At 72.2% G+C, this 14,104-nt stretch carries 12 protein-coding genes; 8 read left to right on the forward strand and 4 right to left on the reverse strand.

Translation table 11 applies throughout. The annotated features are described in order from the left end of the window. Positions 1–30: 30 nt before the first annotated feature. Positions 31–993 carry a DUF4231 domain-containing protein gene (locus ACGFWJ_RS08750; RefSeq protein ID WP_387865734.1) on the reverse strand — a complete coding sequence of 321 codons (963 nt, stop codon included), beginning with the start codon at positions 991–993 and terminating at the stop codon, positions 31–33. Between the two features lie 151 nt (positions 994–1,144). Further along, positions 1,145–1,894: a sugar isomerase domain-containing protein gene (locus tag ACGFWJ_RS08755; protein WP_387865732.1), complete on the reverse strand. Its 750-nt coding sequence runs from the start codon at positions 1,892–1,894 to the stop codon at positions 1,145–1,147. Positions 1,895–2,100: 206 nt separating this feature from the next. Here ACGFWJ_RS08755 and ACGFWJ_RS08760 point away from each other — a divergent pair, with 206 nt between their 5' ends. Further along, positions 2,101–2,790 carry a metal-dependent transcriptional regulator gene (locus ACGFWJ_RS08760; protein ID WP_387638500.1) on the forward strand — a complete coding sequence of 230 codons (690 nt, stop codon included), beginning with the start codon at positions 2,101–2,103 and terminating at the stop codon, positions 2,788–2,790. Positions 2,791–3,204: 414 nt separating this feature from the next. Here ACGFWJ_RS08760 and ACGFWJ_RS08765 read toward each other — a convergent pair whose 3' ends face one another. Next, positions 3,205–3,912: a bifunctional DNA primase/polymerase gene (locus ACGFWJ_RS08765; RefSeq protein WP_392946740.1), complete on the reverse strand. Its 708-nt coding sequence runs from the start codon at positions 3,910–3,912 to the stop codon at positions 3,205–3,207. Between the two features lie 255 nt (positions 3,913–4,167). Between ACGFWJ_RS08765 and ACGFWJ_RS08770 the strand changes: the two genes are divergently transcribed. Next, positions 4,168–5,544, forward strand: coding sequence for a transcriptional regulator (locus ACGFWJ_RS08770; RefSeq protein WP_387638495.1), 1,377 nt, complete (start codon positions 4,168–4,170; stop codon positions 5,542–5,544). A 217-nt stretch (positions 5,545–5,761) separates the two neighbouring features. Then, positions 5,762–6,931, forward strand: coding sequence for a hypothetical protein (locus ACGFWJ_RS08775; RefSeq protein WP_392946743.1), 1,170 nt, complete (start codon positions 5,762–5,764; stop codon positions 6,929–6,931). A gap of 201 nt (positions 6,932–7,132) precedes the next feature. Here ACGFWJ_RS08775 and ACGFWJ_RS08780 read toward each other — a convergent pair whose 3' ends face one another. After that, positions 7,133–8,407, reverse strand: coding sequence for an ABC transporter substrate-binding protein (locus ACGFWJ_RS08780; RefSeq protein WP_392946746.1), 1,275 nt, complete (start codon positions 8,405–8,407; stop codon positions 7,133–7,135). Between the two features lie 286 nt (positions 8,408–8,693). On the opposite strand from ACGFWJ_RS08780, the gene ACGFWJ_RS08785 reads away from it, so the two are divergent. The 5 genes from ACGFWJ_RS08785 to ACGFWJ_RS08805 all read left to right on the forward strand — a co-directional run bounded on the left by ACGFWJ_RS08785 (position 8,694) and on the right by ACGFWJ_RS08805 (position 14,025). Beyond that, positions 8,694–9,134: a hypothetical protein gene (locus tag ACGFWJ_RS08785; protein ID WP_387638487.1), complete on the forward strand. Its 441-nt coding sequence runs from the start codon at positions 8,694–8,696 to the stop codon at positions 9,132–9,134. A 113-nt stretch (positions 9,135–9,247) separates the two neighbouring features. Next, complete coding sequence (gene purU / locus ACGFWJ_RS08790) at positions 9,248–10,111, forward strand: formyltetrahydrofolate deformylase (RefSeq protein ID WP_387638485.1); 864 nt, start codon at positions 9,248–9,250, stop codon at positions 10,109–10,111. A 354-nt stretch (positions 10,112–10,465) separates the two neighbouring features. Beyond that, positions 10,466–10,918, forward strand: a complete 453-nt coding sequence (locus ACGFWJ_RS08795) for an ATP-binding protein (RefSeq protein WP_387638482.1) — start codon at positions 10,466–10,468, stop codon at positions 10,916–10,918. Positions 10,919–11,299: 381 nt separating this feature from the next. After that, a complete protein-coding gene (locus tag ACGFWJ_RS08800) occupies positions 11,300–12,568 on the forward strand; it encodes an MFS transporter (RefSeq protein WP_392946749.1) in 1,269 nt (422 codons plus the stop codon). Positions 12,569–12,660: 92 nt separating this feature from the next. After that, entirely contained in the window at positions 12,661–14,025 is a 1,365-nt protein-coding gene (locus ACGFWJ_RS08805) for an MFS transporter (RefSeq protein ID WP_392946751.1), read from the forward strand. Positions 14,026–14,104: the final 79 nt, after the last annotated feature.

Below are 14,104 nucleotides of genomic sequence, written 5' to 3' on the forward strand. Positions count from 1 at the left end.
TCCTGCGGGTGGCCACGCGGCGCCTCCAGGTCAGCTGGGGATGTCCAGGCTGCGCACCTCGCGGCGCGCCTGCCAGGTGGTGTGTTCCCGGGAGATGGCGTCCTCGGCGTCCCGGGCGAGTCGCGCCCAGTTCTCCTCGGCGTCCGGGGCGGACAGGTCGACGGCCGCCAACTGGGCTTCGACCTTGGAGAGTTCGGCGGCGGCGAGGGTGTAGGCGGCAGCCTGCGGACGGTACTGGCGCAGCTGGGCCCAGGCCGAGATGGAGGCGGCGACGGCGGAGATCGCGCCGAGCGCGTCGAAGGTGAATTCGCCGAGGGCGCGCAGGACGGCGAGGACCAGGCCGGCGGCGGGCAGCACGATGGCGAGCCGGCCGACCCGGCGGGTGGCGTTGCGGCACTGGATGGCCTTGGCCTGGTACCACTCGCGCTGGCTGTGCACCCGTTCACGCAGGTAGATCTCGCGGCGGACCGGCAGCGGCTGGTCGCGCAGCCGTTCCATGGTCTCGGTGATCTGCGGGTGCCGGGCCGGGGCGCGCCAGCTGCGCAGTTCCTCGGCGAGCCCCGGGGTGAGCCGTTCGGTGTCGAACTCGCCGAGGATGTCGGTGAGTTGCATGCCGTACAGGCGTTCGGCGTCGGGGAGTTTGCGGGGCGGCGGCCGGTAGGAGTCGGCGCGCACCGCGTACTTCCACACCAGGGTCTTGACCGATTCGGCGATCGCCCGGCCGTCGTACCAGAGCCGCTGCGGGTTCTGCCAGGCGACGGTGACGGCGATGAACAGCGCGCCGAGGTAGGCGACGGCGGCCAGCCAGGCGTACAGCGGGCCGTCGGCGGAGCCGGCGAAGGCCGCGCCGACCAGCAGCAGCAGCTCCCAGCGGGACAGCGCCACCGCCCGGGCCTGACCTTGCAGGGACGCGCCGTCGGCGGCCCAGAACAGCCGCGGCAGCAGGTCCTGCTCCCGTACGAAGCCGATCGAACGCCCCGCTCCAGTTGCCATTTTTGCCCCCGCAGCGCCGTCTCACCGGTCTCGGGAGTCCTTCCCAGCGCCGGTCGAACTTACGCGACCGGCACCGGAGTTGGCCGAATGCGCGGGGTTGCGCCGGGGGCGCGGGGCGGTCAGCGGGAGGTCGGCGGAGGTCGCCCGGCGGTCACCAGGCGTAGAAGATGCGGTCCGCGTTGTCGGCGATCACCTTGTTGTTCCACTCGGTGCCGCCGTCCACGTTGCCGGAGCGGAACAGCGGCGGGGTGATGCCGCGGTCGGCGAGCTTGGCGGTGGCGGAGGCCATCACGGACTGCATCAGCGCACTGGTGACGATGGTGGAGACCGAACCGAACGGGGCGCCCGCGCCGGGGTGGTCGAGTTCGCCGTCGCCGGGGGCGATCTTGCTGTCCAGCACCAGGTCGCAGTTGTCCTTGAGGTACGTGCCGGACGGGTGGTTGGAGCTCACCGCGGCCGGATACGCCAGCGAGGTCACGCCGATCACCCTCATGCCGCGGTCGCGGGCGTGCCGGGCGAGTTCGACCGGCATCACCTGGCGGCCGGACAGCGAGATCAGGAACAGCAGGTCGCCGCTGCGGGCGGGCGTGAGGTCGAGGGTGGTGGTGGCCAGCCCGGAGACCCGCTCCAGCGCGCTGCCGAGGTGTGCGGGCATCACGTTCACGCCGGTCATGCCGGGCACGTTGAGCAGGTTCATCACCACCAGGCCGCCGGCCCGGTAGACCACGTCCTGGGCGGCCAGCGAGGAGTGCCCGGCACCGAAGGCGAAGATCCGGCGCCCGTGCTCGACGGCCTCGGCCAGCAGCTCGGCGGCGGCGTCGATGTTCTCGCCCTCCTCGGCGCGGATCCGCTCCAGGTGGGCCACGGCGGCATCCAGGTAACGGCCGACCAGTTCGGTCATCTCGTGCTCCGTCCGAGCGCGCGGGCGGTCCGGGGGACCGGGCCGCATGGGGACAGCTACGGCGTGCACGGTGGCCCCTGCCGCGCCCGGCTGTCAACCGTCGCGCAGGGCGTCCGGCAGCCGGGCACAACGGCGGAGCGCACCGGGTTGTCACCTTCGTACGTCAGAATTGGCGGTGAGGACACCGAAGAACGGAGCCAGGGGCGATGTCAGGGCTGATCGACACCACTGAGATGTACCTCCGCACCATCCTGGAGCTGGAGGAGGAAGGCATCACCCCGATGCGCGCCCGGATCGCCGAGCGGCTGGAGCAGTCCGGCCCGACGGTGAGCCAGACGGTGGGCCGGATGGAACGCGACGGCCTGCTCCAGGTCGCAGAGGACCGGCACCTCGAACTCACCGTGGAGGGCCGCCGGCTGGCGGTGCGGGTGATGCGCAAGCACCGCATCGCCGAGTGCCTGCTGGTGGACGTGATCGGCCTGGAGTGGGAGCAGGTCCACGAGGAGGCCTGCCGCTGGGAGCACGTGATGAGCGAGACGGTCGAGCGCAAGGTGCTCGCCATGCTCGGCCACCCCACCCAGTCCCCGTACGGCAACCCGATCCCGGGCCTGGACGAGCTCGGCGACACCAAGGCCGAGGGCGAGGGCTTCGACGCCGGGCTGGTGACGCTGGAGTCGGTGGCCGGCAAGGACGGCGCGGACGTGGTGGTGCGGCGGATCGGCGAGCCGATCCAGACCGACGGCGAACTGATGCGCACCCTGCGCCGCGCGGGCGTCCGCCCCGGCGCGACGGTGCGGGTCGCCCCGGCGGCCGGCGGCGTGCTGGTCGGCACCGGTGACGGCGCGGCCGAACTGGGCAAGGAGATCGCGGCGCACGTGTTCGTCGCGCAGCCGTAGCGGGAGGCGCTGCTGGGCCGGGCAAGCCCGGGGCCTCGGAACACGCGGGGGCCCGCGCTTCGGGGCACACGCTTCGGGGCCCGGTGTCCCCGCACCGGGCCCCGCCGCGCCTCCCTCCCCCGACTCCCTCCCTGATCCCCTCCGGTCCCTCCCTGATCCCCTCCAGCCCCTCCTGCTGCCGCACTCGGCTTCCCCGACCGAACGCCCTCCCGGCAGTCCCCCACGCTCTCGGCCCGCCCGCTCCTTCCGTTTCTTCGACCCCGTGCCGACGCTGAGAATGATCCCCTCGGTCGACGCCGCCAATCCTTGAGCGCTGTCACCCGATCGGTTGGCTTGTCCCGCTGACCTGCGGGTATGACGACTTGTTTCCGGAAGATCGCGTTCCGAGCGGTCGGAGGCGCGGCGCGCGGTCGCTCAGTGCACCGCGGCGGCCTCCCGCTGCGCGGGGCGCGGGGCCGAGGGGTCGCGCCGGCAGGCGTACGCCAGCGGGCTGACCAGATCCACCACGTCCGGCAGCCACCGGTTCTGGGCCGTCGGCGGCCGGGCCCAGATGGCCGTCCCGCCGCGGCCGGAGAACCGGGACGGCGGGGCCACCATCCAATCGCCCTCGCCGCGCGCCACCAGGTCCAGCCCGCCCGAGGTACAGCCGATCTGCCGCAGCAGCTCCGGCAGTTTGGCGACCGCGCCGGGCATCACCAGGAAGTGCAGCCGCCGCCCGCGCCGCCCCGCCGCGGCCGGCACCGAGACCACCGGGCCGAGCGGCAGCCCCATCCGCTCCATTCGGGCCAGCGCGAGGCAGCCCGCCACCTCCGGCACGTCCAGCACGTCGAACGCCCGCCCGGTGGGCAGCAGAATCGATGCTTCAGGGTGCTCCGCCCACCACCCGCGGACCACCGCGGACCCGACGGTGGCCAGCAGCCCCCAGTCGGCGCCGACGGGGTGTGCGCCGGGGAGCGCACAGCGCGGATCGCCGCAGGAGCAGCGGGTGAAACCGTCGTCATCGACCAGCCACGCCCCGGGGACCACCTCCCAGTGGCGGACCTCGGCACAGCGGACGGCTTCGGCCAGTAGCGACGGCGAGTCGGGTTCGGGGGATTGGGAGGCGTTGTCCACGTGGAGCACAACTACCGTCCGTGAGTGGGGGTTACGGGCCGCCGCCGAACGATTCGAACGGGGCGCACGTTGTCACCCGGGACGGTGATCCTGGTCGGAACCCCCCGGCGCGACAGGGGCGGTAACGGGCGCAGTGGGGGCGCACAGGGGCATTCAGCAGGGCGCGTGGGGAGTGGGTACGTCACCGTGGGTATTCCGCATGGTGTTGCACAGTCGTCGCCCTCCGGTCGGGTCCGGACGGCGTTGGGGAGGCGGAAAAATCCCATGGCCGCGAGACCGCTCGTCGCACGAGAGCCGAACGAACGTCTGCAGCAGCTGATCCAGGAGGCAGGCTGCTCCAACGCGGGCCTGGCCCGCCGGGTCAACCTCTGCGGAGCCGAGCACGGGCTCGACCTGCGATACGACAAAACGTCCGTCGCCCGCTGGCTGCGCGGGCAACAACCACGCGGGCAGGCGCCCGCCGTCATCGCCGAGGCCCTCGGCCGCAAACTCGGCCGCGGTGTCACCGTGGACGAGATCGGCATGGCCGACGGCAAGAGCCTCAGCTCCGCCGTCGGACTCCAGTTCGCGCCCAGCCTGGCCACCGCGCTGGAGCAGATCTGCGAACTGTGGCGCAGCGACGTCGGCAAGCGCGACTTCCTGGCCGGCACCACCGTCGCCGCGTCCGCCCTGGTCGAACCCAGCCGGGACTGGCTGATCACCCCGCCCGACCCGGTGGTCGCGCGGACCGGCGGCACCCGGGTCGGCCTCGCCGACGTGGCGGCGATCCGCGCCACCACCCAGATGCTGGTCGACCTCGACCACCGCTTCGGCAGCGGCCACGTCCGCCCCGTCGTGGTGCACTACCTCAACAGCGTGGTCTCCGGCTTCCTCGGCGGCTCCTACCGGGACGAGACGGGCCGTCAACTCTTCGGCGCCGTCGCGCGGCTGACGGAGCTGGCCGGTTACATGGCGGTCGACACCGGCCAGTCCGGCCTCGCCCAGCGCTACTACATCCAGGCGCTGCGCCTCGCCCAGGCCGCCGACGACCGCGGCTACGGCGGCTACGTGCTGGCGGCCTCGATGAGCCACCTCGCGGCGACCCTCGGAAACCCCCGGGAGATCGCCCAACTCGCCCGCGCCGCCCAGGAAGGCGCCCGCACGGTGGCCACCCCCACCGCGATGGCGATGTTCTACGCCGCCGAGGCCCGCGGCCACGCCCTGCTCGGCGACGCGTACGCCTGCGAGGCGGTCGCCGCGAAGGCGCTCGCCTCGATGGAACGCCGCAACCCCGCAGACGACCCGGACTGGATCGTGCACTTCGACGAGGCCTACCTGGCCGACGAGTTGGCGCACTGTCACCGGGACCTCCAGCAGGGCGAGCGGGCCGAGCACTACGCCCGCACCGCGCTCGAACTGCACCCCGCGCACCGGGTCCGCCGGCGCGCCGTCGACCTGGTGCTGCTCGCCACCGCCCAACTCCAGCAGCGCGACCTCGAACGCGCCTGCGAGACCGGCACCGAGGCGGTCCGGCTGCTCAGCGGGCTGCGCTCGAACCGGGGCGTGGAGTACCTGGACGACTTCCGCAGCCGGCTGGAGCCGTACCGGAGCCACCGGGCGGTACGCGAGTTCCACGCCCGGATGGACGGGGAGGCCGCGTAGCAGGTGGGGTGGCCGCGCAGCAGGTGGGGCGGGGTCGGCCGGTACAGGTGGGGACGATCGGGCTTCGTGAAGCAATAGCACAGAACAGCAGCCCACGTAGTCACCTGTGCCGGTGAACCGGTAGCGTGGCCTCGCAGTTGTGGTCCGTCGTCAGCAACTCGGCGGGGCAACCGAAAGGCCCGGGGTCCCGGTGCCGTGCACAGGTGAGGTAATCGCGTTGAGCCAGCGCCGCTCGTATCCGAACTCCGGCGACTTCAATCTGGACGACCTGTTCCGGCCGGAACCCGCCACGGACGGTCAGGGCACCGGTACCCCGGTGCAGGCCGCCTCGCAGCCCCCGTACGCCCAGCCGCAGAACCCCGTTCCGCAGCAGCAGTCCGCCCCGCCGCTGGGGCAGAGCGGCAGCCCCGAGTACTGGGGCGCGCCGCAGCAGGCCGCGCCGGTCGCCCCGCAGGGGGACGTCGGGGCCACCCAGTACCTGCCGCCCTACCCGGCGGGCGACCCGTCCGTGGCGGCCGCGTCGAACGCGCCGACGCAGATCGGATTCCCGCAACAGGGCTACGCCGGCGGGACGTTCGGCGGGCAGCAGCAGTACGCGGCGCCCGCGCCCGCTCCCGCGCAGCCGAGCTACGGGGGTGCGTACGGGGCGGTCCCGCCGCAGCAGCAGGCGTACCAGGCTGCGCCGGCCGCTCCGGAGGCCGGGTTCGGCGGGTCGGCGAACGGTGGGTCGGGGAACGGCGGTGGCCGCAAGCCCAACACCAAGGTGCTGATCGGTGCGGGCGTGGCCGGTGTCGCGGTGATCGCGGTGCTGATCGGTGTGTTCGCCAGTGGTGGCGGCGACGACACCAAGAAGAGCCAGGCCAAGACCAAGAGTTCGAGCAGCCAGTCGCCGTCCGCGCAGGCCGGTGGCGGCGGCGCGGACGGCGCCGTCGGCCCCGAGACCAAGGCGCAGGCGCAGGCGATGTCCGACCTGCTCGGCACCGCGAGCGCGAGCCGCACCTCGGTGGTCAACGCGGTTTCCGCCGTTGGCAAGTGCCAGGGTCTGCCGGACGCGCAGGCCGCGCTGACCGCGGCCGCCGCGCAGCGGCAGGACCTGCTGAAGAAGCTCGGCGACCTGAAGGTGGACCAGCTCACCGACGGCGGCAAGCTGGTCGAGCAGCTGCAGAAGGCCTGGCAGGCGTCCTCCACCGCCGACTCCGAATACGCCCTGTGGGCCGGGGACATGGTCGCGGGCTGCGACGGGGGCAAGGCGAAGGACAACGACCACTACCGCAACGGCAACACCGCGAGTGGCTCCGCCACGACGGCGAAGGAGCAGGCCTCGAAGCTGTGGGGCGCGATCGCGTCGAAGACGGGGCTGGCGGAGAAGGGCGCGACGGAGCTGTAGCAGCGCGGTTGGGACGCAGGCGGGCGCGAAGTGAGGGGCGCGGGGAACTGCGCGACAAGCGCAGGCCCGTCCGTTAGGTCGCGATCAAGTGCAAGTCATTGTCCTGCGTCGCGATCTTGCGGACGTGGTGCGTACCCCTTCGCGCAGTTCCCCGCGCCCCTGGTTTCGCGCCCGCCTGCGTGCGCGCACCCCACCTGCCTTTTATCCGGCAAGGATGTTGCGGACGTTGGTGAAGCCCTGGTGCTGTTCGACCAGGCGGCCGTTCTGGACCTGCTGGAAGGTGACGGAGGTGTTCACCAGGCGGGGGGAGTCGGCGGTGGGGAGCATGTTGGTGACGCCCCAGCCGAGGGGTGGGGTGGTGCCGGCGGTGTCGATGGGGTCGCCGCTGTCGAGGACGGTCTGCAGGGCCTTCGCGGTGAGTGGCCGGGTGGGGTCGATGCGGCCGGCGGCCTGGCGGAGGACGGTGTAGGCGACCCAGGTGGTCTGGACGCCGGGGTCGGTGACGTCGATGGTGGTGCCGTTGCCGTAGGTGCGGGCGGTGGCGCGCAGGTTGTCCCAGACGGGGGAGCTCTCGGCGGGGAACCAGCCGGTGGCGTACGCGCCGCGGAGCGGGCCGTTGTCGCCGCCGGTGGAGTCGACCACGGACTGCTGGAAGGAGCCGATGACCGAGGCGAGTTGGGTGTTCTTGGGGTTGGCGCGGCGGTAGGGGTCGAGCAGGTTGCCGGTGGGTTCGGCGCCGAGTGCGGAGAGTACGCAGTTGCCGGGGCGGTCGTCGCCGATGGCCCGCCGGGCGTAGGGGGCGTAGTCGGGGGACTTTTCGGGGGCCTTGATGTCGGTGACCTTGATGCTGGTCTGCTTGACGGCGGTGTTGAGGTAGCTGACCAGGGCGTCGCCGGCCCGGGTGTCGGGGCGGATCAGGGCGATCTGCTTGCAGCCGGCGTCGATCAGTTGGCGTCCGCTGCCGGCGACGAGGGCGGGGGTGCCGCCGTTGACGGGGTAGGACAGCGGGCTGCTGAACTCGGGGGTGGAGAGGCCGTATCCGCCGATGAAGGGGATGCCGGCGGCTTCCAGGACGGGGATGAAGTTGCTGCCGTACTGGCTGGCGGAGCCGACCACGGCGACGGCGTGTGCGCCGACGGCCTGGTTGGCGCAGGCGGTGGCGCCGTCGGTGGTGTCGTGCTCGTTGCAGGTGAGGACGGTGACCTTGCGGCCGTTCAGGCCGCCGTGCGCGTTGAGGTCGCGGCCGATGGCTTCGGCGAGGGCCGTCATGCCGGGGCGGTCGGCGGCGCCGGTGCCGGACGGGGCGAAGGTCATCACGGTGACGTCCCGGCCGGTGGCGTCGGCGGCGGCGGGGCCGCCGCAGGCCGTGGTGGAGAGCAGGGCGGGCAGCGCCAGGCCGGCGGCGAGGGTGGCGGTGGTGCGGTGGTGGCGGCCGCTGACGGCGGGTTTCGGGCGGGGGGTTCCGTTCCGCGTCATGGTGCTCTGTTCCTCCCTGGAGATGCTGCGGGGACTGACCCGTGCTTCTTTGCGCAGGTTCGGCGCGTCCAGCGTGGTGGGGGCTGCGCACGGTGAGAGGGACGTGATGTGAACGGTCCGTCAACGGGGGAGGAACACGGGGTGCGCGGGTGTGATGACGTCGCGTGTGGAGGGCGACCGGCCGGGGAACGTACGATCATCTCCCGTGTCCGACAGCGTGGATTCTCCGTACCGTTCTGCCCGAAACTCTTCTCGAACGGGCGGCCGCTCCAGCACGATGGGCGTCATGCCCCTGACTGACGTGCCCTGGTGGCGCTGGCGCGCCCGGATCCGTTCGGCGTTGCACATGCTTTCCGACCCCGGCTTCCAGCGGATGGCCTGGCTGGAGGGGCAGGGCGACTACGGGGATCTCCACGACGCGGTGTACCGGTTGGTCGAGGACAGCTGGCTGGACCGGTGGAAGGCGGCGGAGAAGTACGTCGGCTCGGTGTTCCGGGACTCCGCGGAGGCGGTCGCGGTGGACGCGGCGGTGCTGCGGGTGCTGCGGATCGTGAGCCAGGTCGGCGAGTACGCCCCGGCGGCGGTCTACCTCGGGCACCCGGACTGGCCGGAGGCGGTGCGGGCGGCGCGTGAGGCGCACCACCTGCTGGCCGTCAACGACGGTACGGACCCCGACCTGCCGCCGTCCACGCCGGCCGAGCTCCGGCAACTGACCGCGCACCGCTGAGCGGTGGGGGTGGCGCGCAGTCTCGGGTGGCGGGCGGTGGCCGCAAGGCGGGCGGATTTGTGCCAGGCTGGGCGATCCGTCCGCACCAGAGCCGAGAAACGGGACCCCGCGACATGGAAGAGACCGCCCACTCCCAGTACGTTCTGACGCTGTCCTGTCCCGACAAGCAGGGCATCGTGCACGCGGTCTCCAGCTATCTGTTCATGACGGGCTGCAACATCATCGACAGCCAGCAGTTCGGCGACGCCGGTACCGGGCTGTTCTTCATGCGGGTGCACTTCTCGGCCGAGCAGCCGGTGACGGCGGAGAAGCTGCGGGCGTCGTTCGCGGCGGTCGGCGCCTCCTTCCGGATGGACTGGCAGATCCACGAGTCCGCGGAGCGGATGCGGGTGCTGCTGATGGTCTCGAAGTTCGGCCACTGCCTGAACGACCTGCTGTTCCGCACCCGGATCGGGGCGCTGCCGGTGGACATCGTCGGGGTGGTGTCCAACCACACCGACTTCCGCGAGCTGACCGAGTCCTACGGCGTCCCGTTCCACCACCTGCCGGTCACCAAGGACACCAAGGAGCAGGCCGAGCAGCAGCTGCTGGACCTGGTCGAGCAGGAGCGGGTCGAACTGGTGGTGCTGGCCCGCTACATGCAGGTGCTGTCGGACGGGCTGTGCAAAGAGCTGTCCGGCCGGGTGATCAACATCCACCACTCGTTCCTGCCGAGCTTCAAGGGCGCCCGGCCCTACCACCAGGCGCACGCCCGCGGTGTGAAGCTGATCGGCGCGACCGCGCACTACGTCACCGCCGACCTGGACGAGGGTCCGATCATCGAGCAGGAGGTCGCCCGGGTCACCCACGACGTGACGCCGGAGCAGTTGGTGGCGCTCGGCCGGGACGTCGAGTGCCAGGCGCTGGCCCGTGCGGTGAAGTGGCACAGCGAGCGGCGGGTGCTGCTGAACGGCACCCGTACCGTGGTGTTCGCCTGACGAATGCTCGGCGGGCGCCGTTCGAGCGCCCGCTGGACATTTGTGGGAAGGGTGGTTCGCTCGTGGCGGCCCGGTGATGACGGGGCGTGGGGAGTACGGTCGGGAGTACCCGCGGTGGCGGTGCCGCCGACCGGTCGTGCGAACCCCGGCAGGGTGAGCGGGACAGTATGCACCGAGACATCCCCCGAACGCTGGAATATGCCCGAAGCTCTTGCTGCGACCCGGTCCCGGAATCATTCTGGGGCGTATTCGTGTCGATGCCATGGGCAGTGCGGATCGGCGGCCTCCACGAGGCGCGGCCGACCGGACCGGCGGGATCAAGCGGGCCGAATACCGAGTGCGGGTGGTGGAACGGTGCAGGTACTTCAGGTACAGCTGGCGGTCCAGGCGGACCCGGCGGAGGTCTCACGAGCCCGGCGCTGGGTGCGGGCCCGGTTGGAGGCCGGCGGTCTCGACCCGGACTCGCCGGTTGCCGAGACGCTGGTGCTGGTGGTCTCCGAACTGGTCACCAACGCGGTGGTGCACACCGGTTGTCCGGCGGTGCTGCGCCTGCTGATGCCGGCCGGTCCGGACGCCCCGCCGGGGGTCCGGGTGGAGGTCGCGGACGCCAGCTGCGCCGCCCCCGCCCCCCGGCACGCCGGGGCCGACGCGGAGGCCACCAACGGGCGCGGCCTGGAGCTGGTGGAGCTGCTGTGCGAGCGCTGGGGCTGGTACCCGGACGGCTCCGGCAAGCGGGTGTGGTGCGAGATCGGCCCGGTGGCGGCGGTGTGCGAACGGGCGGCGCAGCCGGTCGCTTCGGCGCGCTGAACGCCCGTCGGCGGGTCCGGGCGCGCCGCGCGTGCGCTGTTCGCGCTCCGGGTGATCCATCTGAATTTCGGACAACCCATTGACGTGACGTATCCGACTGATCACTCTTGGGTGCGGCGTTCCGTTGCGAGGGGACGCCGAGGGAGCCCGGGCGGTGCCGACACTCAGGGGGTCGTTGGCCGCATCCGCCCGGAACCTCGGCGAAATCGGGACGCCCGGCGTCACGGCTTCAGGGCCCGGACGCAGACCCGGACGACAGCCCGCGGTGCCGTGCTCGGGGCGCGCACGGCGGGCTGTCGTCCGGTCAGTTGCCGGTCGGACGCCGCATCGTGATCCAAAAGCACTGGCAAACGGTGGTGGTCTACACCAAAACTGTGGGTCGTGACCGCACCAGAACTCGATACTGCCTCCACCGCGCGCGTCAGTACCCCCGCCGAACCCGCCATCTGGTCGGGCAATTTCCGGCTCTACTTCACCGCCCGCTCGGCCGGCCTGCTGAGCGACGCGATGCTCCCCGTGGCCGTCACCACCGGACTGCTGACCAGCGGGCACTCGGCCTCCACGGTCGGCTACGCGATGGCCTTCCTGCTCGCCCCGTTCGCCGGCCTGGTCCTGATCGGCGGCGTCCTCGCGGACCGCTTCACCGCCCGGCGGCTGATGATCTTCGCCGACCTGCTCAACCTCACCACCCGGGTGCTGCTCGCGCTGCTGTTCTTCCGCGGCGTCGACCAGCTCTGGCAGCTCTACCTGCTGCTCGCGCTGGCCGGCACCGCCGCCGCGATGTTCCAGCCGGGCGCCGCCTCCACCGTCCCGCTGGTGGCCCGCGACGTGCAGGGCGCCAACGGCATCCTGCGCATCTCCGAGGCGCTCACCGTCCTCGCCGGGCCGCCGCTGGCCGGCCTGCTGGCCGCCGCCTCCACCGGCTGGGTGATGGTCATCGCCGGCGTGATGTACGCGATCAGCGCCAGCTCGCTGCTGGTGCTCCGGCTCGGCCCCGTCCCCGCGCCGCCGCCCGGCGACAGCCTGTGGAAGAACCTGGTCGAGGGCTGGCACGAGTTCCGCTCCCGCAGCTGGATGTGGGGCGTCATCGTGATCTGGATGATCTTCACGGTGCTCTCCTGGGGTCCGCTCACCCCGCTGCTCGGCTCGCTGGTGGTGCCCGCGCACGGCGGCACCGTGTTCGGCATCCTGAACGGCATGTTCGGCGCCGGCACCGTGATCGGCGGACTGATCGCGATCCGGGTCAAGCCCGTCCGTCCGCTCGCCGCCGGTGCGTTCGCCCTCCTGGCCTTCCCGCTTCAGCAGTTCGCGCTCGCCTTCGACCTGCCCTGGCCGGTGCTCGGCGCGGCGATGACGGTCTCCGGCATCGGCATCAGCTTCTGGGGCGTCATGTGGGCCACCAGCGTGCAGACCCAGGTGCCCGGCGAGGTGCTCAACCGCATCCACGCGTACGAAGTGGCCGGCTCCGTCTGCATGTTCCCGCTCGGCTCCGCGCTCGCCGGACCCGCGATGGAGACCTTCGGCGCGCAGCACGTCCTGGTGGTCGGCGGCATCGTCACCGTACTGACCGCCACCGCCCTGCTGCTCAGCCCGCCCATCCGCGGCCTGCGCAGGGTCCCCGACGGCGGGCCGGTCGCCGGCGGGCACTGACGTCGCGGCCGCCCGGACGGCGTCCGGATCTCGATGGGAGATGGCAGCAAACCCCGTCGTGCGGGCGGGGCCGGGAACCGCAGACTCGGCGGGTGAACGAACTCACCACCACGCCCGTCGCCGACCCGGCCCCGCCACGGCCCGCCCCGCGCCTGCACTACGCCTGGATCGTCGCAGCCGTCTCGCTGGTCGTCCTGGTCGGCTCCGCCGGATTCCGCTCCGCGCCAGGCCTGATGATGGACGCCCTGCACAACGAGTTCGGCTGGTCGCACGCCACCATCTCCAGCGCCGTCTCCGTCAACCTCACCCTCTACGGCCTCACCGCCCCGTTCGCCGCCGCCCTGATGGACCGCTTCGGCGTCCGGCTGGTGGTGGTCTGCGCACTGCTCACCATCTCCGTCGGCGCCGGACTCACCGTCCTGATGACCGCCTCCTGGCAGCTGATCCTCTGCTGGGGCGTCCTGGTCGGACTCGGCAGCGGCTCGATGGCCGGCGCGTTCGCCACCACGATTTCCGGACGGTGGTTCCAGGCACGGCAGGGATTGGTGACCGGCGTGCTGACCGCCGCCGGCGCGGCAGGCAACCTGATCTTCATGCCGGTGCTCGCCGCGCTCGTCGAACACCAGGGCTGGCGGACGGCGGTGGTGGTCGTTTCGCTTGCCGCCACGGCCGTCGCCGTCCCCGTACTGATCCTGATGCGCGAACGCCCCGCGGACCTCGGGCTGCTGCCGTACGGGGCCACCGAGGCCCCCGCGCCGCAGGTGGTCGACGGCTCGGCGATCGCTCGCTCCCTGCGAGTGCTGCGCGGGGCCACCCGCAGCCGGGCGTTCTGGCTGCTCGCCGCCTCCTTCGCGATATGTGGTGCGACCACCGCCGGTCTGGTCGGCACCCACTTCATCCCCGCCGCCCACGACCACGGCATGCCCGTCACCACCGGGGCCTCGCTGCTGGCGCTGATCGGGGTCTTCGACGTGGTCGGGACGATCGCGAGCGGGTGGTTCACGGACCGGTTCGACTCCACGCGGCTGCTGATCGCCTACTACGGTCTGCGGGGTCTCTCGCTGGTGCTGCTGCCCTCGCTGTTCGGGGAGAGCCTGCGGCCGCCGATTCTCGCCTTCGTCGTTTTTTACGGGCTGGACTGGGTGGCGACCGTGCCGCCGACCGTTGCGCTGTGCCGGCGGCACTTCGGGGCGGATGCGCCGATCGTTTTCGGGTGGGTGCTGGCGGCGCACCAGGTGGGGGCGGCGATCGTTGCCGGGCTGGCCGGGTTGGCTCGGGACAGCTTCGGGAACTACGACGCGACTTGGTACGCGGCGGGGGTGTTGTGTGTGGTGGCGGTGGGGTGCTGCGTCGCGCTCAGGGCTTCAGGGGCTCGTGGGGGCACCTCCCAGCCCCCAGGGCTGGGGGAGAACGGCGAGGGCGAGTTGCTGACGGTCGGGGACAGCGGGGGGTCGTGACTGCGGCGGGCCTCAGGCCCTGGCGGGGCTCCCCTCTGCGCTTGAAAGATGTGAGGTCGTGCTTCACTGGGAGGGCCAT

The sequence above is a fragment of the Kitasatospora sp. NPDC048407 genome (assembly GCF_043200475.1).
Lineage (GTDB): Bacteria > Actinomycetota > Actinomycetes > Streptomycetales > Streptomycetaceae > Kitasatospora.

What these genes read in the sequence shown, in the direction of transcription:
- ACGFWJ_RS08780 (WP_392946746.1), bottom strand. Translation starts at nt 8,407, where the DNA reads ATGACGCGGAACGGAACCCCCCGCCCGAAACCCGCCGTCAGCGGCCGC.
- ACGFWJ_RS08785 (WP_387638487.1), top strand. Translation starts at nt 8,694, where the DNA reads ATGCCCCTGACTGACGTGCCCTGGTGGCGCTGGCGCGCCCGGATCCGT.
- ACGFWJ_RS08755 (WP_387865732.1), bottom strand. Translation starts at nt 1,894, where the DNA reads ATGACCGAACTGGTCGGCCGTTACCTGGATGCCGCCGTGGCCCACCTG.
- purU (WP_387638485.1), top strand. Translation starts at nt 9,248, where the DNA reads ATGGAAGAGACCGCCCACTCCCAGTACGTTCTGACGCTGTCCTGTCCC.
- ACGFWJ_RS08770 (WP_387638495.1), top strand. Translation starts at nt 4,168, where the DNA reads ATGGCCGCGAGACCGCTCGTCGCACGAGAGCCGAACGAACGTCTGCAG.
- ACGFWJ_RS08750 (WP_387865734.1), bottom strand. Translation starts at nt 993, where the DNA reads ATGGCAACTGGAGCGGGGCGTTCGATCGGCTTCGTACGGGAGCAGGAC.
- ACGFWJ_RS08760 (WP_387638500.1), top strand. Translation starts at nt 2,101, where the DNA reads ATGTCAGGGCTGATCGACACCACTGAGATGTACCTCCGCACCATCCTG.